Source organism: Kordiimonas marina, from assembly GCF_023006325.1.
GTDB lineage: Bacteria > Pseudomonadota > Alphaproteobacteria > Sphingomonadales > Kordiimonadaceae > Kordiimonas > Kordiimonas marina.
Genome location: NZ_JAINDF010000003.1, coordinates 21,556 through 48,076 on the forward strand (window position 1 = coordinate 21,556; position 26,521 = coordinate 48,076).

Annotated in this window: 23 protein-coding genes; 15 read left to right on the forward strand and 8 right to left on the reverse strand. The window is 59.2% G+C overall.

The features are described from left to right. Positions 1 to 3 precede the first annotated feature (3 nt). The 14 genes from K6118_RS06610 to fabZ all read left to right on the forward strand — a co-directional run bounded on the left by K6118_RS06610 (position 4) and on the right by fabZ (position 16,179). Complete coding sequence (locus tag K6118_RS06610) at positions 4 to 681, forward strand: ABC transporter ATP-binding protein (RefSeq protein WP_247119446.1); 678 nt, start codon at positions 4 to 6, stop codon at positions 679 to 681. Positions 682 to 793: 112 nt separating this feature from the next. Further along, positions 794 to 4,303 carry a DNA polymerase III subunit alpha gene (gene dnaE, locus K6118_RS06615; protein WP_247119447.1) on the forward strand — a complete coding sequence of 1,170 codons (3,510 nt, stop codon included), beginning with the start codon at positions 794 to 796 and terminating at the stop codon, positions 4,301 to 4,303. A 3-nt stretch (positions 4,304 to 4,306) separates the two neighbouring features. Continuing rightward, on the forward strand, positions 4,307 to 5,074 hold the full coding sequence (locus tag K6118_RS06620) for an NUDIX hydrolase (protein WP_247119448.1): 768 nt from the start codon (positions 4,307 to 4,309) through the stop codon (positions 5,072 to 5,074). A 172-nt stretch (positions 5,075 to 5,246) separates the two neighbouring features. Beyond that, entirely contained in the window at positions 5,247 to 6,065 is an 819-nt protein-coding gene (rpsB, locus tag K6118_RS06625; protein ID WP_343269918.1) for a 30S ribosomal protein S2, read from the forward strand. A 102-nt stretch (positions 6,066 to 6,167) separates the two neighbouring features. Further along, complete coding sequence (gene tsf, locus K6118_RS06630; protein WP_247119449.1) at positions 6,168 to 7,094, forward strand: translation elongation factor Ts; 927 nt, start codon at positions 6,168 to 6,170, stop codon at positions 7,092 to 7,094. 181 nt (positions 7,095 to 7,275) lie between these two features. Then, positions 7,276 to 8,001, forward strand: coding sequence for a UMP kinase (gene pyrH, locus K6118_RS06635; protein WP_247119450.1), 726 nt, complete (start codon positions 7,276 to 7,278; stop codon positions 7,999 to 8,001). A 2-nt stretch (positions 8,002 to 8,003) separates the two neighbouring features. Then, the gene (gene frr / locus K6118_RS06640; protein ID WP_247119451.1) at positions 8,004 to 8,567 is read left to right on the forward strand and encodes a ribosome recycling factor; all 564 of its coding nucleotides are present in this window, start codon (positions 8,004 to 8,006) and stop codon (positions 8,565 to 8,567) included. Between the two features lie 2 nt (positions 8,568 to 8,569). Then, positions 8,570 to 9,313: an isoprenyl transferase gene (locus K6118_RS06645; protein ID WP_281500665.1), complete on the forward strand. Its 744-nt coding sequence runs from the start codon at positions 8,570 to 8,572 to the stop codon at positions 9,311 to 9,313. A 14-nt stretch (positions 9,314 to 9,327) separates the two neighbouring features. After that, positions 9,328 to 10,143, forward strand: a complete 816-nt coding sequence (locus K6118_RS06650) for a phosphatidate cytidylyltransferase (protein WP_247119453.1) — start codon at positions 9,328 to 9,330, stop codon at positions 10,141 to 10,143. A 7-nt stretch (positions 10,144 to 10,150) separates the two neighbouring features. Beyond that, positions 10,151 to 11,326, forward strand: a complete 1,176-nt coding sequence (locus tag K6118_RS06655; RefSeq protein ID WP_247119454.1) for a 1-deoxy-D-xylulose-5-phosphate reductoisomerase — start codon at positions 10,151 to 10,153, stop codon at positions 11,324 to 11,326. 14 nt (positions 11,327 to 11,340) lie between these two features. Continuing rightward, positions 11,341 to 12,450, forward strand: coding sequence for an RIP metalloprotease RseP (gene rseP / locus K6118_RS06660; protein WP_247119455.1), 1,110 nt, complete (start codon positions 11,341 to 11,343; stop codon positions 12,448 to 12,450). 62 nt (positions 12,451 to 12,512) lie between these two features. Then, positions 12,513 to 15,098, forward strand: coding sequence for an outer membrane protein assembly factor BamA (gene bamA, locus K6118_RS06665; RefSeq protein ID WP_281500694.1), 2,586 nt, complete (start codon positions 12,513 to 12,515; stop codon positions 15,096 to 15,098). Between the two features lie 22 nt (positions 15,099 to 15,120). Continuing rightward, positions 15,121 to 15,723 (forward strand): OmpH/Skp family outer membrane protein, encoded by a 603-nt coding sequence (locus K6118_RS06670; RefSeq protein ID WP_247119457.1) that lies wholly within the window; start codon positions 15,121 to 15,123, stop codon positions 15,721 to 15,723. Between the two features lie 15 nt (positions 15,724 to 15,738). Beyond that, a complete protein-coding gene (gene fabZ, locus K6118_RS06675) occupies positions 15,739 to 16,179 on the forward strand; it encodes a 3-hydroxyacyl-ACP dehydratase FabZ (RefSeq protein WP_247119458.1) in 441 nt (146 codons plus the stop codon). 219 nt (positions 16,180 to 16,398) lie between these two features. Here fabZ and K6118_RS06680 read toward each other — a convergent pair whose 3' ends face one another. Together K6118_RS06680 and gltX are read right to left on the reverse strand one after the other, a co-directional pair. After that, the gene (locus K6118_RS06680) at positions 16,399 to 17,688 is read right to left on the reverse strand and encodes a citrate synthase (protein ID WP_247119459.1); all 1,290 of its coding nucleotides are present in this window, start codon (positions 17,686 to 17,688) and stop codon (positions 16,399 to 16,401) included. Between the two features lie 63 nt (positions 17,689 to 17,751). Next, positions 17,752 to 19,155 carry a glutamate--tRNA ligase gene (gene gltX, locus K6118_RS06685; protein WP_343269929.1) on the reverse strand — a complete coding sequence of 468 codons (1,404 nt, stop codon included), beginning with the start codon at positions 19,153 to 19,155 and terminating at the stop codon, positions 17,752 to 17,754. A 281-nt stretch (positions 19,156 to 19,436) separates the two neighbouring features. Between gltX and K6118_RS06690 the strand changes: the two genes are divergently transcribed. After that, a complete protein-coding gene (locus K6118_RS06690) occupies positions 19,437 to 21,530 on the forward strand; it encodes a ComEC/Rec2 family competence protein (RefSeq protein WP_247119461.1) in 2,094 nt (697 codons plus the stop codon). A 59-nt stretch (positions 21,531 to 21,589) separates the two neighbouring features. Here the strand turns inward: K6118_RS06690 and lexA are convergent, their stop codons facing one another. The 6 genes from lexA to K6118_RS06720 all read right to left on the reverse strand — a co-directional run bounded on the left by lexA (position 21,590) and on the right by K6118_RS06720 (position 26,434). Next, positions 21,590 to 22,282: a transcriptional repressor LexA gene (gene lexA / locus K6118_RS06695; RefSeq protein ID WP_247119462.1), complete on the reverse strand. Its 693-nt coding sequence runs from the start codon at positions 22,280 to 22,282 to the stop codon at positions 21,590 to 21,592. 78 nt (positions 22,283 to 22,360) lie between these two features. Further along, complete coding sequence (locus tag K6118_RS06700) at positions 22,361 to 23,557, reverse strand: molybdopterin molybdotransferase MoeA (RefSeq protein WP_247119463.1); 1,197 nt, start codon at positions 23,555 to 23,557, stop codon at positions 22,361 to 22,363. Further along, positions 23,554 to 24,030 (reverse strand): cyclic pyranopterin monophosphate synthase MoaC, encoded by a 477-nt coding sequence (gene moaC, locus K6118_RS06705; protein WP_247119464.1) that lies wholly within the window; start codon positions 24,028 to 24,030, stop codon positions 23,554 to 23,556. Before moaC ends, K6118_RS06700 begins: the two co-directional genes overlap by 4 nt. After that, positions 24,030 to 24,827, reverse strand: a complete 798-nt coding sequence (gene trpC, locus K6118_RS06710) for an indole-3-glycerol phosphate synthase TrpC (RefSeq protein ID WP_247119465.1) — start codon at positions 24,825 to 24,827, stop codon at positions 24,030 to 24,032. The genes moaC and trpC overlap by 1 nt, the downstream gene beginning before the upstream one ends. Beyond that, positions 24,820 to 25,857, reverse strand: a complete 1,038-nt coding sequence (gene trpD, locus K6118_RS06715; protein WP_247119466.1) for an anthranilate phosphoribosyltransferase — start codon at positions 25,855 to 25,857, stop codon at positions 24,820 to 24,822. Before trpD ends, trpC begins: the two co-directional genes overlap by 8 nt. After that, the gene (locus K6118_RS06720) at positions 25,850 to 26,434 is read right to left on the reverse strand and encodes an anthranilate synthase component II (RefSeq protein WP_247119467.1); all 585 of its coding nucleotides are present in this window, start codon (positions 26,432 to 26,434) and stop codon (positions 25,850 to 25,852) included. Before K6118_RS06720 ends, trpD begins: the two co-directional genes overlap by 8 nt. Between the last annotated feature and the right edge of the window lie 87 nt (positions 26,435 to 26,521).

Consider the following 26,521-nt stretch of genomic DNA (forward strand, 5'->3'; position numbering starts at 1 on the left):
ACCATGACAGCCGTTCTTTCCCTGAAAGACCTCCGCAAAAGCTACCAGCAGGGCCATAAGTCGCTCGAAATCCTCAAGGGAATCGACCTTGAGGTCCAGAAGGGTGAGCTTGTGGCGCTTGTTGGCGCGTCGGGCTCGGGCAAGTCGACCCTCTTGCAGATCACCGGCCTTCTGGACCGGCCCACGTCCGGTACCGTGATGATCGGCAGCGAGGACGCCAGCGGGATGCGCGATGATGGCCGCACGCGGCTTCGCCAACAGAAGCTGGGCTTTGTCTATCAGTTCCATCATCTGCTGCCTGACTTTTCCGCGCTTGAAAATGTGGCCATTGCGCTGCGCATCAAAGGCATGTCGGACAAGGCGGCCAGCCAGGAAGCCACTGAAATCCTGACCCAGGTCGGCCTTGATGAACGGCTGGACCATGTGCCGTCCCAGCTTTCGGGTGGCGAACAGCAGCGTGTTGCCATTGCGCGCGCGGTGGCTGGTACCCCGGTCCTGTTGCTCGCCGACGAACCGACGGGCAATTTGGACGAGGAAACGGCAGGCCGGGTTTTCGACCTGTTCGTACGGCTTGTGCGGGACCGTGGCCTGACCGCCGTAATCGCCACCCACGACCGCGAGCTTGCCGCGCGGGCCGACCGTCAGCTTCACTTGCGTGAAGGACATCTCACCAGCGCTTGAGCCCGGCTTATGGTCGGGGTAGGGTAGGCTTCCACCTTGGTGGTGGGAGAAGGGCGTCATGTATGTTTTATAAGAACCAGCACACTGGTCAGTTCATTGGGGGTACCGACGTATGAGCCACGCCGGCTTTGTTCATTTGCGTGTTCACACGGCTTATTCGCTTTCCGAAGGCGCCATCCACGTCAAGGACATGATCAAACAGTGTGTCGGCCACAAGATGCCCGCGGTGGCGATGACGGATACGGACAATATGTTCGCAGCACTCGAGTTTTCGAGCTATGCGACCGATGCCGGTGTCCAGCCGATCATTGGCGTCACGCTCCATGTGAAGAACCCCTATATCGATGATACCGCCCGCGGCAAGAAGATGGTGGAGCCGGATGAGCTCGTCCTGCTCGCGCAAACGCCGGCCGGCTACAAGAACCTGATGAAGCTCGTCTCCAAGGCGCACCTGGAAAGCGATGCCCATGAAGGCGTGCAGTTGCCGATGGAGGCCTTTGAGGGCCATTCCGACGGCATCATCTGCCTGACCGGCGGGCCCGACGGCCCTGTGGGGCACCTTTTGCGCGCGGGGCAGGCGGAAGATGCCGAGGGCTGTCTTTTGAAACTGAAGGACCTGTTCGGCGACCGGCTCTATGTCGAGCTGATGCGCCATGGCGAACAGAAAGAGGAAGAAACCGAAGAGGCCTTCCTCGACCTCGCTTACAAGCATGACCTGCCGATTGTTGCCACCAACCGGCCTTTCTTCGTCGGGCCGGATATGTATGCCGCGCATGACGCGCTCCTGTGCATGGCTGAAAGCACCTATGTGGCGGTGACCGACCGGCGCAAGCTCAATAAGGAATACCGTTTCAAGACGGCTGAAGAGATGGAGGAACTATTCAAGGACCTCCCGGAAGCCATTGAAAACACAATCAATATTGCGCAGCGCTGTGCCGCCAAGGTCGACAAGATCGCGCCGCTGTTGCCGAACTTTACCCAAGGCCAGGACGTGTCCGAGGCCGATATGCTGCGGACAGAGTCGGAAGACGGCCTGCGCGCCCGGCTCGATTTCAAGGCAGCGGAAGAAAAGCTCACGCCCGGCAAGGATGAGGAATGGGAGAAGGCCTACTGGGACCGGCTCGAATATGAGCTGGGGATCATCAACCAGATGGGCTTCCCGGGTTATTTCCTGATCGTTGCCGACTTTATCCAGTGGGCCAAGGACCACGATATCCCGGTGGGGCCAGGCCGTGGTTCGGGCGCGGGCTCGGTTGTCGCCTGGGCGCTCAAGATCACCGATTTGGACCCGCTTCGTTTCTCGCTGCTGTTCGAACGCTTCCTGAACCCGGAACGGGTGTCGATGCCTGACTTTGACGTCGACTTCTGCCAGGACAAGCGCGAACGCGTGATCCGCTATGTGCAGGACAAATACGGTTACGACCATGTGGCGCAGATCATCACCTTCGGTAAATTGCAGGCGCGCGCGGTGGTGAAAGCCTGCGGCCGCGTGATGCAGCAGCCGCACCCGGTGACCGACCGCCTGTCCAAGATGATCCCGAACGACCCGGGTAGCGCGATGACGCTGCAGGAGGCCATCGATTCCGAACCCCGCCTTCGGCACGAGATCGACTCTGACGAGCTGACGCGCCGGGTGATGGAACACGCCCTGAAGCTGGAGGGCTTTTACGCGCACTCATCCACCCACGCCGCGGGCGTGGTGATCGGCGACCGGCCGCTTGATGAGCTTGTGCCACTGTACCGAGACCCGAAATCCGACATGCCGGTAACCCAGTTCAACATGAAATGGGTGGAGCAGGCGGGTCTGGTGAAGTTCGACTTTCTCGGCCTCAAGACCCTCACGGTATTGGACCGCGCCGTCGACTATATCCGGGACCGTGGGATCGAGGTGAGCCTGCCGGCTGTGCCGCTGGATGATGGGCCCAGCTATAAGCTGCTCGCCGCAGGCGATACCGCGGGCGTGTTCCAGCTTGAAAGTACCGGGATGCGGGCGGTCCTCAAGGGCCTGAGGCCGGATAAGTTCGAGGATATCATCGCTATCGTGGCGCTTTACCGCCCGGGCCCGATGGATAACATTCCCACCTATGTGGACCGCAAGCACGGACGGGAGCCCGTCGAATACCCGCACCCGATCCTTGAGGAAATCCTGGGGGAGACCTACGGCGTCATCATCTACCAGGAACAGGTGATGCAGATCGCGCAGGTCATGTCCGGCTACAGCCTCGGTGAGGCTGATCTTCTCAGGCGCGCGATGGGTAAAAAGATCAAGGAGGAGATGGACAAGCAGCGTGGCCGCTTCTGTGACGGCGCGGTTGAGCGCGGCATCGACGCTGAGAAAGCCAGCTATATCTTCGACCTGGTTACCAAGTTCGCGTCCTATGGCTTCAACAAATCCCACGCGGCCGCCTATGCGCTGGTCGCCTACCATACGGCCTACCTGAAGGCTAACTTCCCGGTCGAGTTCATGGCGGCGATCATGACGCTCGATATGGGCAACACCGACAAGCTGGCGGCTTTCAAGCAGGAACTGCAACGGAGCGAGATTCCGCTTCTCCTGCCGGACATCAATAACTCGGAAGTGCCTTTCACGGTCGAAAAGGTTGCGGACCCCTACTGTGAGGACGGCGACCCGCGCCATAACCTCGGCGTTCGCTATGCTCTTGGCGCCATTAAGGGTGTGGGCGAAAAGGCGATGGAAGCCATCGTCGCGGAACGCAAGGAAAACGGACCCTTCAAGGACCTGTTTGATTTTGCCGAGCGGGTCGATCCCAAGCTCCTGAACAAGCGTCAGATCGAACGTCTGGCAGCCGCTGGCGCCTTCGATGGCCTGGTGCCCGACCGGGCGCAGGCTTATGCCGCCGCCGATCTCATCATGCGGACAGCGCAGATGGAAGCGCGCGAACGGGAAAGTGACCAGGTTAGCCTGTTCGGGGGTGAGCTCGCACAGGTCGTTGAGCGGCCGAGCCTGCCGGTTGTCCGCAGTTGGACCGATACCGAAATGCTGGAGGAGGAAAAGAAAGCCGTCGGCTTCTATATTTCCGCCCATCCGCTCGATGCTTACGAAACCGTGCTGGAGCGCGAACGGATTGTGCCGGCGCGGGAAGTCTACAGTGACTTTGGCCTTGTCGGCCAGACCATCCGCATGGCGGGCGCCATCGCAGGCTACCGTGAGGGTAACACCAAGCGCGGAAGCAAGTTCGGCCGCCTGACGCTATCTGACCGTACTGATGCGTTCGAGATCATGGCGTTCGAGGACGACCTGGAGCGGATGCGGGCGCTGGTGGAGGAGGGCGCACCGGTTGTGGTGTCCGTCCAGGTACGTAAGCGGGATGAAGACGACAGCGTCGGCCTTTCGTGCCGATCGATTGAATCGCTCGAAACCGTGGCGTCGCAATCCTCCAAGGGCCTGTTCGTCGAGGTGGAAGACGGCAAGGCTTTCGCGGCGATGAAGGCGAGCCTAGACCGTAAGGTCGGCGGTAAAGGGCGCATCACGGTCAGGGTGCCGGTGGCGGACGAAAAACGCCATGCGGAATTCCGGCTGACCGGCCGCTACAAGGTAACCCCGGAGCTCAGGCAGGCGATCGCCGCTGAAATGGGCGTCCTGTCGGTGGAGGAGGTCTAAGCCATGACGGAACGGCGGCCGATTGCCATGCCTAAGCCTGCATCCTCCATTCTGTTGATCCGGGACGGAGGGCAGGGGCTTGAGGTTCTGATGACTGAACGGGCCCAGACCATGAGGTTCGCCCCGGGGGCTTTTGTCTTCCCGGGCGGTAAGGTCGACAGGATGGACCAGGCCTTCTGGCGCTGGCAGGGCCGGACAACCGGGGTTAAGGCCTACAGGGACCTCCCTTACCGTGTTGCCGCCTTGAGGGAGCTTTATGAGGAAGCCGGGGTTCTTCATATGGAGGAACCTGTCGGGGATGCGCACCTTGTGCACCGTATCCCGGCGCGGGTGCCGTTTTCCCGGGTGCTGGAAATCGCTGGTGGCCTGCTGGATACCGCGTCACTCGTGCCGTTCGCACACTGGGTCACGCCGGAACCGATGCCGCGCCGCTTCGATACCTATTTTTACCTCGCCGCCCACAAAGGCCAGGCCGCGCGCCATGACGGCTCGGAAGCCGTGTCGATGAAATGGGTTAGTCCGCGCAAACTGCTGGCGGACTGGGAAGCTGAGCGCACCCCGCTGATGTTCCCGACCCGCCTCAATTTGATGAAGCTTGCACGGGCGAGCACGGTGACACAGGCGCTTCTTGAGGCCCGCCGTGAACGTATTGTGCGCACGCTTCCGCAGGTCAATATGCAAGACCGGGGCGTGCGGCTGACAATCGACGCGGCTACCGGCTATGGCGTCACCGAGGCGACCGAGCGCGAACTCAGCGTCGAACGCCCGTAAAACCGGCGTTTTACCATAAGAAAAAGCTTGCTATTATACCCTGCGCGGACTATACGAGCCGCGACTTCACACGTGGGGTAGGCTTTCTGCTGTGTTGGCAGGCCGCCATCCGGTGTCCGGAATTGTCTGGGCGCACACCTCACGGAGGCTAAACCGGAAAAGGAGATATAGTATGGCTATGCCCGTAGTCGACATGCGCGCCCTTTTGGAAGCAGGCGTGCACTTTGGTCACCAAACCCACCGTTGGAACCCGAAAATGGCGCCGTTCATCTTTGGCGAGCGCAACGGTATCCATATCGTAGACCTGAGCCAGACGGTTCCCTACATGACCCGCGCTCTGCAGGCTGTTCGTGACGTTGTTGCCGGTGGCGGCCGCGTTCTGTTCGTCGGCACCAAGCGCCAGGCTTCGCCGATCATCGCTGAAGCCGCTCAGCGCTGCGGTCAGTATTATGTGAACCACCGCTGGCTCGGTGGCATGATGACCAACTGGCAGACCATCAGCCTGTCGATCAAGCGCCTGAAGCAGCTTGATGAGCAGCTGAACCAGGAACACACCGGCCTGACCAAGAAAGAAACCCTGACCCTGACCCGTCAGCGCGACAAGCTGAAGCTTTCGCTCGGTGGTATCCAGGACATGGGCGGCCTGCCGGACATCATCGTCGTCGTTGACGTGATCCGCGACGATATCGCGATTGCTGAAGCCAACCGTCTTGGTATCCCGGTTGTCGGCGTTGTCGACACCAACTCCAAGCCGGACGGCGTTGACTACCCGATCCCGGGTAACGATGACGCGACCCGCGCCATCCGCCTCTACTGCGACATGGTTGCTGAAGCCGCTCTTGACGGTATTCAGGCTGAGCTGGCTGCCCAGGGCGTTGACCTTGGCGCCGCTGCTGAAGCCCCGACTGAAGAAGCTGCCGCTGAGGCGCCGGCTGAAGAAGCTGCTGCTGAAGCCCCGGCCGAAGCTGCTGCTGAAGAAGCAAAGGCGTAACAATTCTCGGTTAAGGCTCCCGGATGGCCCGGCCGTCCGGGAGCTTCATCATATTTGATATTGTCACGTTTATGAGCGTGAGAGATCTAAAGGGGACCCCCAATGGCACAAATTACCGCCGCTCTTGTTAAAGAACTGCGCGAAAAGTCCGGCGCAGGCATGATGGACTGCAAAAAAGCGCTGGCCGAAAACGATGGTGACCTCGAAGCCGCTGTTGACTGGCTGCGCACCAAAGGCCTCGCCGCCGCTGCCAAGAAATCCGGCCGGATTGCCGCTGAAGGCCTCGTCGGCATCAAAGCTGAAGGCAACAAAGCAGCTGCGATCGAAGTGAACTCTGAAACCGACTTCGTTGCCCGTAACGAGCTGTTCCAGAAGTTCGTATCCGACCTCGCTGGCGTTGCTTTTGAAGTTGGCACCGACGTTGAAGCCATCAAAGCCGCTCCGTACCCGGGCGCAGGCAAGCCGGTGGCTGAAGTCCTGACCGACAACATCGCCAAGATCGGTGAAAACCAGAGCATCCGCCGCGCGGCTGTCCTGGAAGTTGATGAAGGCTATGTTGCTTCCTACGTTCACAGCGCCGTTGCTGATGGCATGGGCAAGATCGCCGTTCTCGTTGCGCTGAAGTCGACCGCTGGTGAAGACGCTCTCGCCGCTCTTGGCAAACAGCTTGCCATGCATATCGCCGCAGCGAACCCGGCATCGCTTTCGGAAGCTGACCTTGATCCGGAACTCGTTGAACGCGAGAAGCAGGTTCAGATCGAGAAAGCCAAAGAATCCGGCAAGCCGATGGAAATCATCGAGAAGATGATCGTTGGCCGTATGCGCAAATACTATGAAGAAGTCGTTCTTCTGAACCAGATCTTCGTCATCGACGGCGAAACCAAGATTTCTGACGTTGTTGCCAAGGCTGCTAAAGATGCTGGCGCACCGATCGAGCTCGTCGGTTTTGTTCGCATGGAAATGGGCGAAGGCCTCGCGAAGAAAGAAGAAGACTTCGCTGCTGAAGTGGCCGCCGCTGTTGGCCAGTAAGGCACCTAGCCGCTAAATGTTAAAGCCCAGGAGACATTCTCCTGGGCTTTTTTATAATCTGTTCGATGCCATACCCGGCGGGGTGTGGCGCCCTGTAAAATTTTAACGAAACATAGGTAGCCAATTGCGGTGTGAGCGGATAAGCTGCCGCGGGCTAAGTATTTGAGGAAGGTGGAGAACTATGTCGAGCGGGCCAAAATATAAGCGCGTTCTGTTGAAGCTGTCCGGTGAAGCCCTGATGGGGAACGGCAGCTACGGGATCGATCCGGAAACGGCAGCGCGTGTATCGCGTGAGATCAAGCAGGCGCGGGATATTGGCACGGAAGTCTGTGTGGTTGTCGGGGGCGGGAATATCTTCCGCGGCCTCAAGGGCGCGGCAGAGGGACTCGACCGTTCTACAGCTGACTATATGGGAATGCTGGCGACCGTGATGAACGCGCTGGCGCTTCAGAATGCGCTTGAGAAAGTTGGCGTCGACACCCGTGTGCTGTCCGCCATCCCGATGGCAAGCGTGAGCGAGCCCTATATCCGCCGCCGTGCGATCCGGCATCTGGAAAAGGGCAGGGTCGTCATTTTCGCGGCCGGTACCGGCAACCCCTTCTTTACGACCGATACCGCCGCGGCACTGCGTGCGGCGGAAATGAACTGCAACGCCCTTCTGAAAGGGACGCAGGTGGACGGCGTCTATAACGCCGACCCGAAAAAGGACCCGACTGCGGTTCGCTACGAAAGCCTGAGCTATATGGATGTGTTGACCCAGGACCTGAAGGTCATGGATGCCTCCGCCATTTCGCTCAGCCGTGAGAACAATATCCCCATCGTCGTGTTTTCGATTCATAGTCAGAATGAGCTCGTCAATGTATTGAAGGGCGATGGGACCTGCACTGTTGTTGGTGAGGAGCAATAATCATGAGTGATGAAGAACTGGACCTTGGTGATATTGAACGGCGCATGAAAGGTGCCGTTGAGGCGCTGAAGCATGAATTCGCTGGCCTGAGGAGCGGCCGGGCATCGGCAAGCCTGCTGGAGCCTGTCGTGGTGGACGTTTACGGTGCCTCCATGCCGCTTAACCAGGTTGGGACGATCTCGGTGCCGGAGCCGCGCATGTTGTCGGTCTCTGTTTGGGACAAGTCGAATGCGTCGGCGGTTGAGAAGGCGATCCGCAACGCGGGCCTCGGCCTTAACCCCATGCTGGACGGGACGCTTGTGCGTATCCCGATCCCGGAGCTGAACGCCGAACGCCGGGCCGAGCTTGCCAAAGTGGCTGGCAAATATGCCGAACAGGCGCGGATCGCAGTCCGCAATGTGCGCCGGGATGGCATGGATCAGCTGAAGCGCATGGAAAAAGACAAGGCGATCAGCGAAGACGACCATAAAATGTATGCCGATGAGGTACAGTCGCTGACGGACCAGTATATTGGTCAGATCGACAGTGCACTGCAAACCAAAGAAGCGGAAATTACACAGGTCTGATAATGACGGCAGGTATTCAGCCCCTTTCTGAAAATGGTGGAGACGTTTCTGCTCCCCGGCATGTCGCTATCATCATGGATGGCAACGGCCGTTGGGCCGCGAAAAGGCGTCTGCCGCGTTCCGCGGGACACAGACGGGGGGCTGAAGCCGTACGTGAGGCGATCAGCGGCGCTTTGAAAGCTGGCGTCGAGTATCTGACGCTCTACGCCTTCTCCAGTGAAAACTGGAACCGCCCGCAGGAGGAAGTCACCGACCTGATGGGCTTGCTCAAGCTTTACCTCAGCCGGGAAGTGAAAAGCCTGTCGAAGCAGGGGATCCGGCTGAAGGTCATCGGGCGCCGGAAGCGTCTGTCCGAAGATATCAATGAGATGATCGAGCGGGCGGAGACGCAGACCAGGGACAATAAGCGGATGACCTTGGTGATCGCGCTGAGTTATGGCGGCCGGGACGAAATCCTGGATGCCGTGCGGTCCATCGCCGCTGATGTGGCGGACGGGCGTATGTCGATCGATGATATCGATGAGGCCCGCTTCCAGAATTCGCTCGCTACCCACGATTTGCCGGATCCGGACCTGATTATCCGGACGAGCGGCGAACAGCGCCTGTCAAACTTCCTTTTGTGGCAGGCCGCTTACTCTGAGTTCCTGTTCCTCGATCTGCTATGGCCGGATTTCACTGAAGAAACCTTTGCCAGTGCGATGGAAGAATATCAGGGCCGTCACCGCCGTTTCGGCGGTCGCCCTTAGAAAGAAAGCCCTTCATGCCTTTGGGGATGTCCGACAATCTGTTCCAGCGCGTGGTCTCGGCACTTCTTTTGCTGCCGCCCGTCCTTGGTGCCATCTATTTTGGCGGCTGGTGGTTTGCAGCACTCCTGATGCTCGGGGGCGCGCTGATGGTCATCGAATGGTGCCAGCTGACCCGTGTACAGGCCGTTGCCCTCAAAGCTGCGGCGGCCACGGTTATCGTGGCTGGCGTGGTTTGGCTGATGACAGCACCTGATATGAATATCGCGGTGGTTTTGGCGTCGCTGGGCGGGCTTGCGGCGTTTGGAGTATTGCTGCTGCGCTTGAACATTAGCTCCAGGCCGGGGTGGTGGTTTGCGGGTATCGCTTATGTGGCGCTGCCGATCGCATCGCTTTGGTGGGTGCGCGGCATGGATGCTATGCTGCTGTTCTGGATTTTTCTGGTGGTGTGGGCGACCGATGTTGGTGGCTATTTTGCCGGGAAGGGCATCGGCGGGCCGAAGCTTGCCCCGAAAATCAGCCCCAAGAAGACCTGGGCTGGCCTGATCGGCGGTATGGTGCTGAGCGTTGCCGCCAGCTTGGTCCTGCACTATGGCTTTGGCGTCGGGCACAATGTCGTGGCCTTTGCGTTGTGGTCGGCCCTTCTGCCCATCTGGGCACAGATTGGCGACCTGCTGGAAAGTGCGGTGAAACGTCACTTCGGCGTTAAGGATTCAGGCGGGCTTATCCCCGGCCATGGTGGTCTTCTGGACCGGGTGGACGGGTTGGTCTTTGTGGCCCCGGCTGTAGTTGTGATTATGCTGGCACATGCGCGCATGGGCTGGGCACTTTAGGCGTGAAATGAACAGTCATCCCAAAACACTTACCATCCTGGGGGCCACAGGTTCCGTCGGGCAAAGCACGCTGGATTTGATTCGTAGAAATCCAAATGATTTCAAAGTCATAGCGCTAACTGCTTACAGTAAAGTTGAAGAGCTGGCTGCGGCCGCACGGGAATTTTCAGCCGAATTCGCGGTGATCGGGGATGCGCGGCTTCTGCCCCAGCTCCGGGATGCGCTTTCTGGCACATCTATCGCGGCAGGCGCGGGCCCCAATGCGCTGGTTGAAGCGGCTGAGAGGAATGCCGCCATCGTTATGGCGGCGATTGTCGGGGCCGCCGGCCTAGCGCCGACACTGGCGGCCGTCCGGCGTGGGGCGACAGTGGCGCTCGCCAATAAGGAATGCCTGGTGTGCGCGGGCGACCTGATGATGCATGAGGTCAAAGCCCATAAGGCGACACTGTTGCCTGTGGATTCTGAACATAACGCCATCTTCCAGGTGTTTGATTTCGAGGCCGGCAAGGCCGTGGACAGGATCATCCTGACGGCGTCGGGTGGTCCGTTCCGTGAAACGCCGCTGGAGGCGCTCAAATCTGTCACGCCAGCCCAGGCTGTTGCCCATCCCAACTGGGACATGGGGGCCAAAATCTCGGTCGATTCCGCGACCATGATGAACAAAGGTCTTGAGATTATTGAGGCTTATCACCTGTTCCCGGTTGAGCGGGGGCAGATAGACGTGCTAGTCCACCCACAGTCGGTGATCCATTCGATGGTGGAATATGTCGATGGCAGTACGCTGGCGCAGCTTGGCTCCCCCGATATGCGGACGCCGATTGCCTATTGCCTGGCTTGGCCGGGCAGGATGACGGCGCCCGTTAAGCGCCTGCGGCTTGAAGATATTGGTCAGCTGACGTTTGAGGCCCCGGATCTTGAGAAATTCCGCTGTCTCGCGCTGGCGATGGAAGCCTTGTCCACGGGCGGCGCTGCCCCGGCAATTCTTAATGCCGCCAATGAGATAGCGGTTCAGGCTTTTCTAGGCGGAAAACTGGGCTTTCTGGATATTGCCGCGGTTGTTGAGGAAACTCTTGCAGCAGCAGACATGAAAGCGCCACAATCGCTGACGAGTGTGATGGCGATAGACGAGGAAGCGCGGCGCACCGCCCGTGCGTTCGCTGATCGTATGGCCGCGAAGAGCTAGGAGAAACAAAGACCATGGAAACACAAGGTCCGGGCTTGCTTTTCACGATTGCTGCCTTCATTGGCGGCTTCAGTATCCTGGTGTTTATCCATGAGTGGGGCCACTTTGCCATGGCCCGTCTGTTCGGTATCAAAGTAGACACATTCTCCATCGGTATGGGCCGTGAGATTTTCGGCCGGACAGCCAAAAGCGGCACGCGCTGGAAGATCAGCATCCTGCCCATCGGTGGTTATGTGAAATTCTTTGGTGACGCCTCTGCCGCCAGTAACCCGGGTGACCTGCCTGAGGGACTGACGGAGGAAGAAAAGAAAGTCTGCTTCCATTTCAAACCCTTGTGGCAACGGGCCCTTGTGGTTTTTGCCGGACCTGCCGTCAACCTGATTGCGGCTGTGCTTGTGTTCGCAACCTTCTATTTCGCCTACGGTGTCGGCATTGCCGAGCCGGTGGTTCATGGCGTTTCCGCCGGGACCGCTGCGGAAAAGGCCGGTTTGCAGGTTGGCGACCGTATCGTTTCGGTTGACGGCGAAAGCGTCAGCCGGTTCACCGATATTGGCGCGATTGTCCGCCTGCACCCGGGGGCGCGGGTTACGCTGTCCCTCGTGCGGGACGGCCAGCCCCTGACCAAAGAGGTGGTCTTAGGCACCAAATATATGGAAGACCGGTTCGGTAACCGGTATCCCTACGGTTTCCTCGGGGTGGAATCGCCTGTGCCGCACAAGGTAAACCTTGGCCCGATCGGCGCGCTGCGGGAAGGTGCCCGCCAGACGGTGGAGATGACCGATACAATCTTCACCACTCTTGGACAAATGATCCTTGGGGTTCGCTCCGTAAAAGAAATGGGTGGACCCGTCCGCATCGCCAGTATGGTCGGTGAGGCGGCAAGCCATGGTGTTCAGAGCTTTGCCTGGATGCTGGCCCTGCTGTCGCTCAACCTGGGGATCGTCAACTTGCTGCCGATTCCGGTTCTGGACGGCGGCCATCTGCTGTTTTATGCCCTTGAAGGTATCAAGGGTTCACCGCTGAGCAGGAAGGCACAGGAGGCCGGTTTCATCGCCGGTATGGCCCTGATGCTGATATTTATGCTGCTCGTGACACTGAATGACTTGCAATCCATGGCACTCTAGGCCAATTTCACCGCCGGGTTGCCAAAAGACAAGAATGGGCTGGAAAGTTGCGTTTATTTAGAATGTGCGTTGTGTGGCGCTTGTTTCTTGCGTTCACAGTAGGGGGATTAACGCTCACTGGGTCTGTGTCCGCGCAGGATCAGGTAGCTCGTCAAATCCCAACAATTCGTCAGATCAACGTGGTCGGTAACGAACGCGTGGAGCCGGAAACCATTGCTTCCTATCTGGAAGTGAAGCCTGGCGACCCGTTTGACCAGGCCCGTCTTGACGCCAGCCTGAAAAACTTGTTCGCGACCGGCCTCTTCTCCGATGTCCAATTTTCGGAAGACAATGGTGCACTGGTTGTTCGCGTGGTCGAAAACCCGATCATCAACCGTATCGTGTATGAGGGTAACAAGCACCTCAAGGACGACAAGATCAAGGATGAGGTCCAGCTGAAGCCGCGTATGGTCTTCACCCGTGCGAAAGTCCGCGCGGATGTGCAGAAGATCATGGACCTCTACCGGACCAAGGGCCGCTTCGCCGCCATCATCGAACCGAAGGTGGTGCAGCTGGAGCAGAACCGGGTCGATCTCCTGTTCGAAATTCAGGAAGGTCCGAAGACCAAGGTTCGCCGCATCAATTTCCTCGGCAACCACCGCTACAGCGATGGCGACCTGCGCAAAGTGCTGGCCACCAAGGAAGCGCGCTGGTGGAAAATCTTCACCTCGAACGACACGTTTGACCCGAACCGTCTGGCATACGACCAGCAGGTCCTGCGCCAGCATTATCTCAACGAAGGCTATGCCGACTTCCGCGTGGTCTCCGCCGTGTCCGAGCTGACGCCGGACCGGAAGGACTTTTTCATCAACTTCACGGTGGAAGAGGGCGAGATTTATACCTTCGGCAAGATCGATGTGGAAAGCGAGATCAGGGACGTTAACGCGAACCTGCTGCGCGCCTTCCTGCTGATGCGTGAAGGCATGACCTACAACGCCGAGTCGATTGAAAAGACGATTGAATCGCTGTCGAACGCAGCAGGCCTCCTTGGCTACGCCTTCGTCGACGTGCGGCCGCAAATCCGTCGTGACAAGAAGACGCGTAAGATCAACATCACCTTCAAGGTGCTGAACGCACCGCGGGTGTATGTGGAACGTATCAATATTCACGGCAACGTTGCGACGCTCGACCGGGTGATCCGGCGCGAATTCCGTTTGCAGGAAGGCGATGCCTTCAACTCGGCCTTCGTGAAGCGGTCGGAAACCCGCCTCAAGCGTCTGAACTTCTTCCGTAACGTCGAAGTGAACCAGGAGAAGGGCAGCAAGCCCGACCGCATGGTGCTGGACGTCAAGGTGGAAGAGCAGCCGACAGGTGAATTGAACCTCGGTGCGGGCTTCTCCAGCCTTGAAAACTTCATCTTCGACTTCTCGGTCAAGCAGCGGAACTTCAAGGGCCGCGGCCAGACCCTGAACCTGGGCCTGCGTCTGTCCGGCCTTAGCCAGCAGATCAACTTCGGCTTTACGGAACCGTATTTCCTCGGCCGGAACATCGCTGCAGGCTTTGACATCTTTGCTCGCCGGACCCAGTCGTCGACTTATGCCAGCTCGTTTGACACCAAATCGTATGGCTTCTCGCTCCGCGGCGGTCTTGCGGTCAGTGAATACTGGACCTTGTCGACGCGCTATACGATCCGTCAGGATGACACGACCATTCCGTCGTCCTATGTGAACAGCTATTTCCAATCGTTCCTGCAAAGCGTTACGCCGAACAGTACGATGACGGATACGCAGATCCAGGAACTGCTGGACCTGTATGACACCAACAATGACGGCCAGGTAACGGCGCTTGACTTCGATACCAACGGCGACGGTTCGCTCAGTTCCGCGGAACAGAGTGCAGCCGGTTTGCCACGCTACCTGAAGGAAGCGGAAGGAAAACGCTGGCAGTCGATCTTCGGCTATACCCTGGCGTATGATACGCGGAACAGCGTCATTCATCCGACCCGCGGTCATTCCTTGTACTTCAGCCAGGATTTTGCCGGCCTGGGTGGCGATGTTCGCTACCTGCGCAGCAAGGTCAACTTCGACAACTATTGGACACCGTGGGCAGGTTGGACCTTCCGTCTCGGTGGCGAGGCCGGTGTGATGCAAGGGCTGGGTCAGAAGATCCGTCTGACCGACAAGTTCTATATCGGTGGCCCGCGTATCCGTGGTTTCGATACGTCCGGTATCGGTCCGCGTGACTTCTCCTACGGCGCGAACAGCGCTACTGGGGCACTCGGTGGTACGGCCTACTATATCGGTAGGGCTGAGCTCTTCTTCCCGCTTGGGGATGCGGCGCTTGAATCGGGCATTAATGCCTCCGCCTTTATCGATGCAGGCTCGCTATTCCGTTCACAGGAAGAAACGGCTTCGTTCCAGAAGTGTGATTTCGGGATCAGCGACTATCAGGCTTACCAAGATGCGGTTGCCAATGGTTCTAGTAATGTTCCGAGTTTGAACATGAACTGTTTGGCTGGTGACTCGCCGGCACCGCGTATCGCGATCGGTATCGGTTTCTCGTGGCAATCCCCGTTCGGTCCGTTCCGGATCGACCTGGCGAAAGCTATCAAGAAACAACTGGGGGACAGAACCCAGACGCTCCAATTCAATGTGGGCACCACTTTCTAAGAGAGATCATAGGGATAATATAATGGCTAACATCATGAAAACGCTTAAGCTTGCTGTCATCGGCCTTGTTGCTGCTGCAAGCGTTACCGGGGCTGTCAGCGCACAGATCTTGATCGTTGACGATCAGCGGGTCGAGCGTGAGGCCGCTGCCTACAAAGACTTCAACCTGCAAACCAACGAGCTGCGGAACAACATCCTCGAGCTTCGCAAGTTCGTCACCCGTGGCGGTGTGGTTGAGCAGAAGCTGGCTGATCTTGAAAAGCGCAAGTCGATCATCGGCAATGACAAGTATGAAGCCGAAAAACACCAGCTCGAGCAGCAGTATGTGAAGGCTCAGAATGCACTTCAGCAGCTTGAATATACCTTCGACAAACTGCGCCAGGAAGCCATGGTTCAGGTTGAACGTGCCCGCCAGCCGGTGATCCGCACGATCCTGAAGGAGCATAAGGCTCAGATCATCATGCTGAAGCGCCTGGTTCTTGGCTCTGCTGCTGGCCTCGATGTCACCACCGAGTTCATCGAGAAGCTCGACGCTCAACTGCCGAACGTGACCATCAGCCTGCCCAAGCAAGGCGCAGCGCCAGCCGCGAAGCCTGCTGCCAAAACCGGCGACCAGAAGAAATAGTAAGTAGGTCCTACGATGGAATTCGACATCCAGAAAATCATGGAGGCGATCCCGCATCGCTATCCATTCCTCCTGGTGGACAAGGTCGTTGACGTGGTGCCGGGCGAAAGCTGCACCGGCATCAAGAACGTCACGATCAACGAGCCGTTTTTCCCGGGGCACTTCCCGCAGAAGCCGGTGATGCCGGGGGTTCTGATCCTGGAAGCCATGGCGCAGACCGCTGGTGTGTTGGCCATTGATTTCCTGGGTGACGATGCCAAGGGTAAGGTGGTCTACTTCATGGCGATCGACGGCGCCAAGTTCCGGAAGCCCGTAGGCCCCGGCGACAGGCTCGAGATGAAGCTTGTGAAACAGCGTGGCCGTGGGGCCGTCTGGAAGTTCTCCGGCGAAGCCTATGTGGACGGCACGCTTGTCGCGGAAGCTTCACTGACCGCGATGCTGGGGGCTGAAGGATAGGCTCCTTGAAATTCAGGACTATAGAAAGCGGCCTTCGGGCCGCTTTTTTATTGGGCAATGCGTCGCCGCCACCTGGGTTGCATGTGTATAGGTGAGGGCGACGGCCTGGTCCCGGAGGTCAGGTGCGCGTATAGGCTATCGCTGTCGCTCTCAGGGCACAAAAAGAAAGGGCCGGCTCAGATGAGCCGGCCCTTTGTCTTGATAGTTTTGGTGTGCCGCTTAGGAGCGGTCTTCCAGCTTCACATAATCGCGCTTGGTGGCGCCGGTGAAAAGCTGACGCGGACGGCCGATCTTCTGGGTCGGGTCTTCGATCATTTCTTTCCACTGGGCGATCCAGCCCGAGGTCCGGGCGAGGGCGAACAGAACCGTGAACATGGAAGTCGGGAAGCCCATCGCACGCAGGATGATGCCCGAGTAGAAGTCTACGTTCGGGTACAGCTTCTTGGAGACGAAATATTCATCTTCACGGGCGATCTTCTCAAGTTCCATCGCAACGTCGAACATCGGATCGTCGACGCCCAGTTCTTCCAGAACTTTGTGAGCCGTATCGCGCATGACCTTGGCGCGCGGGTCGAAGTTCTTGTAAACGCGGTGACCGAAGCCCATCAGGCGGAACGGATCGTTCTTGTCTTTTGCCCGTGCGATGAATTCCGGAATGCGGTCAACGGTGCCGATTTCCTCAAGCATGTTGAGGCAGGCTTCGTTGGCACCGCCGTGTGCCGGGCCCCACAGGCAGGCGATGCCGGCTGCGATGCAGGCAAACGGGTTGGCGCCCGACGAACCGGCGAGACGCACGGTCGAGGTCGAAGCGTTCTGCTCATGGTCGGCATGGAGGATGAAGATCAGGTCCATGGCTTTTTCAAGCGTCGGGCTAACCTTGTAATCCTCAGCCGGGACCGAGAACATCATGTGCAGGAAGTTGGCGGCATACGACAGCTCGTTCTTCGGGTAGACGAACGGCTGGCCGACCGAATATTTGTAAGCCATTGCCGCGATCGTCGGGATCTTGGCGATCAGGCGGTAGCTTGCGACCATGCGCTGGTGCGGGTCGTTGATGTCCGTGCTGTCATGGTAGAAAGCGGCGAGAGCGCCGACAACACCAACCATGATAGCCATCGGGTGACCGTCGCGGCGGAAACCGCTGAAGAAGCGGTGCAGCTGTTCATGCACCATGGTGTGGTGCGTGATGTCGTGAACGAATTTCTCTTTTTCGGCTTTGCTCGGCAGTTCACCGAACAGCAACAGGTAGCAGACTTCCATAAAGTCGCTGTGTTCTGCCAGCTGCTCGATCGGATAGCCACGATACTGGAGCTCGCCTTTTTCGCCGTCAATATAGGTAATCTTGGATTCGCAGCTTGCCGTCGAAGTAAAGCCGGGGTCGAAAGTAAACATCCCGGTCTGGGCATAAAGCTTGCGGATATCGATGACCTTAGGACCCACAGCCCCCTCTAGAATGGGGAGGTCGACGTCAACACCGGCGCCGGCCAGTTTAAGGGGATCGTTAGACATGGTCATTACTCCTTCCTAAGAATAGACAGCCTGACACCTCTAAGCGGGCGCCTCGACCTTTGCTTAAGCGGCAACGCGGTCCCTCAAGCGGCCGATGGTTTCTGCCTGGCCCAAAATGGCCAGTGTCTCTACAAGGTCACCTGACGGTTTTCCACCCGTCACGGCAGCCCTGACCGGCTGCATCACTTTGCCAAGTTTAAGGTCCTTCGCTTCAGCGAAGGACATAATGGCAGCCTTTATCACCGTGGGTTCCCAATCAGTGACGGCTTCCAATTCGTCAGCCAAGCCAGCAAGCGTCGGGATGATATCCTCAGTAAGCTGCTTGGCTGCGTTGTCCGTAAGACTTAACGGCCGGGTGTTACAGAACAGAGACGCGCTCTCCGTCAGATCCGGCAGGCGTTTGGCCCTTTCGGCGAGCGAGGGCAGGGCTTTTAGAAGCCGGGCTTCCTCGACGCTATCAAGGGCGCGTCCAATGTGATCTTCTAGTGCAAATTTTATGGAAGACAAGAGAGATTTTGCATCCATCGTCCGAAGATAATGCGCATTCAGGCTGTCCAGCTTGTCGAAATCGAACCGGGCGGGGCTGCGACCAACATGCTCAAGGTCGAACCAGGTGATGGCCTCATCGGTCGAAATGATTTCGTCGTCGCCATGACTCCAGCCCAGGCGCAGCAGATAGTTGCGCATGGCTTCCGGCAGGAAACCCATTTCCTCATAAGCATCAACACCCAGCGCGCCATGGCGTTTGGACAGCTTCTTGCCGTCAGGGCCATGGATCAGCGGAATATGGGCGAAGGTCGGGATATGCCAGCCCATGGCGGCATAAACCTGATACTGGCGGAAAGCATTGTTCAGGTGGTCGTCACCCCGGATGATATGGGTGATGCCCATGTCATGGTCGTCCACCACCACGGCCAGCATGTATGTGGGCGTGCCGTCCGACCGCAGCAGGATCATGTCATCCAGTTCGCTGTTCTGAACGGTAACTGCGCCCTGCACCTCATCAGTAATCGTCGTCTCGCCTTGGCGCGGCATCCGGATACGGATGGAATAGGGCGTGCCTTCCGGGGCTTCTTTAGGGTCGCGGTCACGCCACAGGTCACCGCGGAAATTCTCACCGCGTTCGCGGGCGGCTTCACGGGCGGCCGTCAGTTCTTCCGGGGTCGCAAAGCAGCGGTACGCCTTGCCTTCGGCCAAGAGTTCCTCAGCAACTTCCTTATGACGGCCGGCGCGCTCAAACTGGCTGATGGCATCGCCATCCCAGTCAAGCTCAAGCCACTTCATCCCCTTCAGGATCGCGGTAATGGCCGGCTCGGTCGACCGCTTGCGATCGGTATCTTCGATACGCAGCAGGAAGTCGCCGCCATGATGGCGGGCGAAGAGCCAGTTATAAAGAGCGGTCCGAGCACCGCCAATATGCAGGAAGCCGGTTGGCGAAGGCGCGAACCGCGTTACCACTTTGGGCATGTCAGGTTGCATGCTCAACTCATAGACCCTTGTTTTTTATTACAAAATTCGAGCGCAGATCATTTAAGGCGCACTCGCTTGCTGAATGTTTGATTGGCTTGTAGCACAAGTTATTCGGCAACACAAATTGCAGTGCAGCAAAAAAATCTTATCCGGTTTATGCTTCTCGTCAAGGGAGGGACTGGCAGCGAACCATGCAGGAACCGGGGCATTCAGAAGATCGAGGCATCCGTAACGTCGCGCACCGACGATGGCAGCGTGCTGCAGCGCATATAACAGATATGCTTGGTCCGGTTTCCGTGCATAGCGAATGGCAGCTTGTGCTTTTGGCAGCGGCATTCGGGGGAGGCGCAGCTCTCTATATTGCCGGGCCGTTCCCGTTGGCGCCGAGCGCGTGGGCTATCGGCATTGGGCTCGCCGGTCTTCTTATCCTGGGGTATTCAGCTTTTCGGCAAAGCATTTCCTTCCGCTTGGCGGCCTTTCTGCTGTTGGGGGTAACGGCCGCGGCTTACCGGGTTTCGGAAGGAACGGCGCCGATTGTGACGAAGGATACGTTCGTGCGCATGGATGCCCGGGTAGAACGGTTGGAAATCCGGCCGGACCGTCCGCCCAGGCTGCTGTTGTCGCCCCTGACTTTCAGCCGGCACGATATCAAAATACCGCCTCATATCCGGCTGGTGGTGCGGACATCCATGGCACCGGGGTTGGTACCCGGCGATATCGTCACCTTGTCGGCACTGCTCACCGTGCCTGGTGGCCCTGTCGTCCCTGATGGGTATGACTATGCCAGGACTGCCTATTTTGCCGGGATAGGCGCGGGCGGTTATGCTACCGGCCCCGTGGTCCGGAAAGGCCCTCGCGCGCAGGCCAGTATAACAACGCGCCTGCTGGCGCTGCGGCTTATGGTAGCGGACAGGATAACAGGGACCATTCCCGGGCAGGCGGGGGCGCTCGCGGTCGCGCTGACGGTCGGCTTCCGCAATAACCTGAGCCTGGACACTGAAAGCACCCTCAGGCGCGCCGGGCTCTCACATCTTCTGGCGATTTCGGGGCTTCACATGGGGCTTGTGACGGCGGCGGCGTTCTTCTTTCTCGAATTTCTGTTTGCGGCAATTCCGGCGCTGGCGCTTCGGGTGCGGCCCAAGAAGCTGGCGGCTGTGGGGGCGTGGCTGGTGGCGCTTGGGTATCTGCTGCTGTCGGGCGCTGGGATTACGACGATCCGGGCTTTTGTCATGGTGTCGGTGGCGCTTCTGGCGGTGCTATTGGACCGCCGGGTCCTGTCGCTCAGAAGTGTTGCGCTTGCAGCACTTGCGGTCCTTATCCTGTGGCCCGAGGCCGTTTTGAGTATCGGCTTCCAGATGTCCTTTGCTGCAACGGCTGTTCTGGTCGCTTTCTATGAATATGCTGCCCGCCATGGCTGGCTGAAGGTGGGAGAAAGGCCGACCGGAATCCTGGGCCGGTCCGGGCGCTTCCTGCAGGCGACACTTTTGACCACGCTGGTGGCACAGGTCGCGGTGGCGCCGTTTGCGCTCTATCACTTCCAATCTGTGTCGCTGATCGGGGTGGCGGCGAACCTTGTTGTCGTGCCGGTCGTCAGCCTGCTTGTCATGCCGCTTGCGCTTCTGACGCTTTCCCTGATGCCTTTGGGGCTCGATATGGTGGCGACTCCGATTCTGAAACTGGCGCTGTCAGGCACCCTGTGGCTTGCCCATGGTTTCGCGGCTGTGCCGATGGCAGTCGTCCGGGTCGGCGCACCTGACCCCGCATTCCTTTGGGGGGTCGCGGTCATGCTGGTCGCAGGCTTGGTGCTGCGGGGGCGCTGGATCGCACTCCCTGTGACCGGGTTTGTCATCCTATGCCTGCTGAATTTGCCCAGCCGTCAGGCCGATGTCCTGATCGCAAATGGCGGCCGAGTCATCGCAGCCCGACAGGAAGGGGCAGAGACAATGGCTGTTGCCGGCGGCAGGCGGGATAGTTTCCGCGACATCCGCTGGCAGCAATATTGGGGGCTGGACCCACTGGCCGAGGATCAACCTTTGTCCAGACGCTGTGACACGGATGGGTGCCGGACAATCGTGAAGGGCCATGCCATCAGCGTTGTCCGTTCTATGGAAGCCATGCGCCTGGCGTGCGGCACGGGCGATATCGTCATCTTACCCTGGCGTTGGCGACGCTACTGTCACGGCGCTCAGCTTGTAATCGCGGATGAGGATATTGAGGAGAAAGGTCCTGCAGCCTTGTTCTGGCAGGGAGGGGACGTGAGCGTGAAGCCGGTTCTAAAGTGGGCCAATCCACCGATCGACCGACCCTGGCATCCCGTGCCCTGGTACAAGCGGCAGAATGCCAGATATAAGCCCGCCCACAAGGCACGCTGACCACGCCCCAAAAGGGGAAAGGAAGCTCTTTCCAATGCGCCTCTGACGGCGCGGGAAACTTAGTGATATTGGCGCAAAAGCCCGACCAGACGGCCCTGAACCTGGACGCGCCCTGCGTCATAGGTCTGGGTGTTATAGTCGCGGTTCGCGGGGATCAGGGCAACATTCCTGCCGTCCCGCTTGAGGGTCTTGAGCGTGGCTTCCTCCCGGTCGACAAGGGCAACGACGACTTCACCGTCCCGCGCGGTATCGCAGCTTTCGATGATGACGGTATCGCCGTCCAGAATGCCCATTTCGACCATGGAGTCGCCGGAGACTTCCAGCGCGTAGCAGTTGCCCCGGCCCATCATGCCCATCGGCACGGTCACGAAACTATCGCGGTTTTCCAGCGCTTCGATCGGCGTACCGGCAGCGATACGGCCATGGAGCGGAATTTCGACGGAATGGTCGTCATTCGCAGGCGCGGGGGCGCTTTTGGCGCCAAAGTCCGGGCTGACGACATTGCTGCCGCTCCCTGCGGGCTGGCTAGCGGCCTGACCTTCGGGCAGGCGGATGATTTCAAGCGCGCGGGCCCGGTTGGCCATGCGGCGGATAAAGCCGCGCTCTTCAAGCGCGTTGATCAGCCGGTGCACGCCGGACTTGGATTTAAGCCCAAGCGCGTCTTTCATTTCGTCAAACGAGGGGGAAACACCGGTTTCAGCCAGACGGTCCCTGATGAACAGAAGAAGCTGGTGCTGTTTTGCCGTAAGCATGATCGTTCCTTTACCCAAGTTTGTTTTCTATATGTTCTCTTTTAGTTCACCTTTTGGCTGGAAGTCAAGCCGAAAGGCCTAGAAGGGGAGGAAAGGCACCAGATCGCCGGCTTTTGCGGCAGGGGCATCGGGCGCACGGACAATCAGGCCGTCACTTTGTGCCAGAACGGTCAGGAGGCTGCTGTCCTGTTCGGCGGCGGGGGCAATATGGCGGCTGCCGGGCTCACCGGTAAGCTGCGCGCGCATATAATGCTGGCGGCTGCCGTTCTCCGGCAGGCCGGCGGCAAGCGGCAGCATGACGCCGCTCGGCATCGGGGCCGGGCGGCCCATCAGGGCATCGATAAGCGGCCGAACAAATAGGAGGGCACAGACAAAGGCGGAGACCGGATTACCGGGCAGCCCGAGAACGTGCCGGTCGCCCATATGCCCATGGATCAGCGGTTTACCGGGACGCATGGCGACTTTCCAGAAGTCGAGTTTCATACCGCTTTCCGACAGGGCCTGTTGGATCAGGTCCTTCTCGCCAACCGATGCCCCGCCGATAGTAACGAGAATATCGGCGTCAGCCGTCTTGGCGATCGCCGTCTTCAGGTCCTTGAGCGTGTCCCCGGCCTGCATAGGCGGCAGGACGACAGCCCCAGCATCCTTGAAGAGCGCGGCGAGCTGCGGTGCCGTGCTGTTCACCGTTTCATGCGCTTTAAAGCTTTTCTGGTCGGGGGCCGCTAGTTCGTCCCCGGTCGACAGGATCGCGATCTTGGGCGCGCGGTACACCATCAGGTGGGCGTAACCGGCACTGGCGGCGAGGCCGATCGATTTTGGTGTCAGGAAGGTGCCGGCATCCAGCACGACCTGGCGTTCCAGGAAATCCTGGCCTTTGCCCCGGATATTGGCACGCGGCGATGGTGCCTCGCGGGTATAGACCGTACCTTTGTCTTCGGTGGCGTTTTCCTGAATGACGACCTGGTCTGCGCCTTCGGGAACAATCGCGCCCGTGAAGATGCGGACAGCTTCACCGGCACCGAGCTTGCCCGTGAAGGGCGCGCCCGCCGCACTTTCGCCGATGCGCTTGAGGGCTGCGGGTTCCTTGCCGCCGAGGTCGGTGTTTCTGACGGCATAGCCGTCCATGGCCGACATGTCGGCGCCGGGTTGGGAGCGCCGCGCGGGCAGGGGAGCTGCGAGCACACGGCCCGAGGTCTCCGCGACCGGCAGTTTTTCGGTGGTCAGTGGTTTCACGTCGCCGACGATACGGCTGAAGGCTTCCTCAACGCTGATCATGGCTTAGCCTCATAGGTGCCGGATTTACCGCCTTCTTTACGCAGAAGCCGGATGCCGTCAATGCGCATGGCCTTATCGGCGGCTTTGGCCATGTCATAGAGCGTGAGCGCAGCGACAGATACGGCGGTCAGCGCCTCCATCTCAACCCCGGTCTGGCCCGACACCTTGACCCGAGCCTCGATACGGATACGGTCATCACCTGCGGGGGCGAGATCCAGCTTGACGCTGGTGATCATCAGCGGGTGGCAGAGCGGAATGAGATCACTCGTCTTTTTGGCGGCCATGATGCCGGCAAGGCGCGCTGCGGCCAGCACATCGCCCTTCGGGAGGCCATCCGACAGGATCAGTTTCAGCGTTTCCGGTGCCATATGGACATAACCTTCAGCGACCGCGATACGTTCGGTCACGTTCTTGCCGCCGACGTCCACCATATGGGCGGCGCCTTGTTCGTCTATATGGCTCAGTTTCGTCATCAACTTGCCTTCTGGAGACTGCGGACAGCCACTTCAACATCCGGCTGCCGCATGAAAGTCTCGCCGATCAGGAAGCAGCCTGCGCCTGCGGCTTCGCACGCGGCAAGGTCTTCTGCGGTCCTGAGGCCAGACTCGGCAACCACCAACCGGTCTTTAGCGACAGTTGGTGCGAGCGACAGCGTCGTTTCAAGCGACACGTCCATGGTTTTAAGGTTGCGGTTGTTGATGCCAATCAGCGGACTTTTGAGCTTGAGCGCGCGGTCAAGCTCAGCCGCATCATGCACTTCGATCAGTACATCCATACCGTAATGATGGGCGGCGGCTTCAAGCTCAGCCGCGAGCGCATCATCAAGCGCTGCCATGATCAGCAGGATACAGTCGGCGCCCAACCCCCGTGCCTCGGTGACCTGATAGGGATCGACCATGAAATCCTTGCGGAGTGCGGGCAGGGAACAGGCGGCGCGGGCGGCGACGAGATAGTCGTCATGGCCCTGGAAATAGGGAATGTCGGTTAGGACCGACAGGCAGCTTGCCCCACCGCGCTCGTAAGCTGCGGCGAGTGTGGCCGGGTCGAAATCGTCCGGACGGATCAGGCCCTTGGACGGGCTGGCCTTTTTGATTTCGCAGATGAAGCCATAGCGGCCGTCAGCGCGTGCTGTCCTCAGCGCGGAGATGAAACCGCGCGGTGCACTGGCTGCTTTGGCGCGCGCTTCCTGCTCGGCGAGCGAGAGTTGGGCTTTGGTCGCGGCGACATGTTCGCGTTTGCGGTCACAGATTTCGGCCAGGATATCAGACATCGTCTTCCTCCGGCTTGTGCGCCTGGGTGAAGGCCGCCCAGGTGTTCAGGAGCGCTTCTGCCTTGCCGCTGTCGATCGTCTCGGCGGCCAGTTTCACGCCGTCAGCCAGCGTTTCCGCCTTGCCGCCGACCACGAGGCCTGCGCCAGCGTTCATCAGTACGATATCGCGGTAGGGTGACGGTTTGCCGGCCATCAGGTCACGTATGGCTTGCGCGTTAACCTCGGCGTCGCCGCCCTTGAGGTCCTCAAGTGTCGCGGTCGCAAGGCCAACATCGCCGGGCGTGACCTCGAACTCACGGATTTGACCGTCCTTGAGCTCGGCGACATAGGTGGTGCCGGTGGTGGTGAGCTCATCGAGCCCGTCTTCACCATGGACGACCCAGACATGCTCGCTGCCGAGCTTCTTCAGCACTTCAGCCATCGGACGCAACCATTTGCGGTCAAACACCCCAAGCACCTGCCGTTTGGCGTGTGCGGGGTTCGCCAGCGGCCCGAGGAGGTTGAAGATGGTCCGAAGCTGCAGGGAACCGCGCGCAGGGGCGACATGGCGCATGGCCCTGTGATGCGCGGGCGCGAACATGAAGGCGAAGCCGTTTTCGCTGAGGCTTTGCTCGTTGGCGGCCTCCGGCATGTCGAGGTTGGCGCCCAGCGCCATCAATACGTCAGCCGAGCCGGATTTGGAGGAAACAGAGCGGTTACCGTGTTTGGCGACCGGCACGCCTGCGGCGGCAATCACCAGCGCGGCGGCGGTTGAGATATTATAGGTGCCGTGGCCGTCGCCGCCGGTGCCGCAGGTGTCGATCACGCCTTCGGGGGCCTTCAGGCGGTTGGCTTTGGCGCGCAGCACGCGGGCACCGCCAACGATTTCGTCGACTTCTTCGCCCCTCACGCGCAGCGCCATGATGAAGGCGGCCATCTGGGCGAGATCGGCGCCGCCGGACATGATGATGTCAAAAGCCTGTTCGGCTTCATCGGCGTTCAGGCGTGTGCCGTCAGCAAGACGGGCGAGGATAGGGCGGAGGTCAGCCATCAACTTTCCCCTCAGCGATATCGAGGAAGTTCTGCAGAAGCTTATGGCCATGCTCGGATGCGATGCTTTCCGGATGGAACTGGACACCGTGAAGGCTGTATTCCTTGTGGGCGAGGCCCATGATCAGCCCGTCTTCGGTTTCCGCCGTAATTTCAAGGCAATCCGGAAGCGTGTCCCGCTTGACCACCAGCGAATGATAGCGCGTGCCAAGATAGGGGCTGGGGATGCCTTTGAAAACACTGGTGCCGGTGTGGCTGATCAGGCTGGTTTTACCGTGCATCACGTAGGGGGCGCGCACGACTTCACCACCGAACACCTGGCCGATACTCTGGTGTCCCAGGCAGACGCCAAAGAGCGGAATGTCGCCTTTGACGGCGTCGATAAGCTCCAGGCAGATACCGGCTTCATTGGGGGTGCAGGGGCCGGGGCTGATGATGATGCCCGTCGGCTTTTTTGCCGCGACCTCGGCCACGGAAATCTGATCATTTCGCCAAACTTCGACGTCTGCCCCCAATTCGACAAGATAATGGTACAAATTGTAGGTAAAGCTGTCGTAGTTATCGATCAGAATATACATTGGGCCTAGGTCCGCTGATTCTCAGTTGAGACAAGGACAATGCGGCTTTCAGGCCGATTGTCAATGGCTGACTGGAACAAACCGCCG

Excerpts from the sequence above, each read along its gene's own strand:
- K6118_RS06610 (WP_247119446.1), top strand. The coding sequence starts at position 4 with ATGACAGCCGTTCTTTCCCTGAAAGACCTCCGCAAAAGCTACCAGCAG.
- dnaE (WP_247119447.1), top strand. The coding sequence starts at position 794 with ATGAGCCACGCCGGCTTTGTTCATTTGCGTGTTCACACGGCTTATTCG.
- K6118_RS06620 (WP_247119448.1), top strand. The coding sequence starts at position 4,307 with ATGACGGAACGGCGGCCGATTGCCATGCCTAAGCCTGCATCCTCCATT.
- rpsB (WP_343269918.1), top strand. The coding sequence starts at position 5,247 with ATGGCTATGCCCGTAGTCGACATGCGCGCCCTTTTGGAAGCAGGCGTG.
- tsf (WP_247119449.1), top strand. The coding sequence starts at position 6,168 with ATGGCACAAATTACCGCCGCTCTTGTTAAAGAACTGCGCGAAAAGTCC.
- pyrH (WP_247119450.1), top strand. The coding sequence starts at position 7,276 with ATGTCGAGCGGGCCAAAATATAAGCGCGTTCTGTTGAAGCTGTCCGGT.
- frr (WP_247119451.1), top strand. The coding sequence starts at position 8,004 with ATGAGTGATGAAGAACTGGACCTTGGTGATATTGAACGGCGCATGAAA.
- K6118_RS06645 (WP_281500665.1), top strand. The coding sequence starts at position 8,570 with ATGACGGCAGGTATTCAGCCCCTTTCTGAAAATGGTGGAGACGTTTCT.
- K6118_RS06650 (WP_247119453.1), top strand. The coding sequence starts at position 9,328 with ATGCCTTTGGGGATGTCCGACAATCTGTTCCAGCGCGTGGTCTCGGCA.
- K6118_RS06655 (WP_247119454.1), top strand. The coding sequence starts at position 10,151 with ATGAACAGTCATCCCAAAACACTTACCATCCTGGGGGCCACAGGTTCC.
- rseP (WP_247119455.1), top strand. The coding sequence starts at position 11,341 with ATGGAAACACAAGGTCCGGGCTTGCTTTTCACGATTGCTGCCTTCATT.
- bamA (WP_281500694.1), top strand. The coding sequence starts at position 12,513 with ATGTGCGTTGTGTGGCGCTTGTTTCTTGCGTTCACAGTAGGGGGATTA.
- K6118_RS06670 (WP_247119457.1), top strand. The coding sequence starts at position 15,121 with ATGGCTAACATCATGAAAACGCTTAAGCTTGCTGTCATCGGCCTTGTT.
- fabZ (WP_247119458.1), top strand. The coding sequence starts at position 15,739 with ATGGAATTCGACATCCAGAAAATCATGGAGGCGATCCCGCATCGCTAT.
- K6118_RS06680 (WP_247119459.1), bottom strand. The coding sequence starts at position 17,688 with ATGTCTAACGATCCCCTTAAACTGGCCGGCGCCGGTGTTGACGTCGAC.
- gltX (WP_343269929.1), bottom strand. The coding sequence starts at position 19,155 with ATGCCCAAAGTGGTAACGCGGTTCGCGCCTTCGCCAACCGGCTTCCTG.
- K6118_RS06690 (WP_247119461.1), top strand. The coding sequence starts at position 19,437 with ATGCTTGGTCCGGTTTCCGTGCATAGCGAATGGCAGCTTGTGCTTTTG.
- lexA (WP_247119462.1), bottom strand. The coding sequence starts at position 22,282 with ATGCTTACGGCAAAACAGCACCAGCTTCTTCTGTTCATCAGGGACCGT.
- K6118_RS06700 (WP_247119463.1), bottom strand. The coding sequence starts at position 23,557 with ATGATCAGCGTTGAGGAAGCCTTCAGCCGTATCGTCGGCGACGTGAAA.
- moaC (WP_247119464.1), bottom strand. The coding sequence starts at position 24,030 with ATGACGAAACTGAGCCATATAGACGAACAAGGCGCCGCCCATATGGTG.
- trpC (WP_247119465.1), bottom strand. The coding sequence starts at position 24,827 with ATGTCTGATATCCTGGCCGAAATCTGTGACCGCAAACGCGAACATGTC.
- trpD (WP_247119466.1), bottom strand. The coding sequence starts at position 25,857 with ATGGCTGACCTCCGCCCTATCCTCGCCCGTCTTGCTGACGGCACACGC.
- K6118_RS06720 (WP_247119467.1), bottom strand. The coding sequence starts at position 26,434 with ATGTATATTCTGATCGATAACTACGACAGCTTTACCTACAATTTGTAC.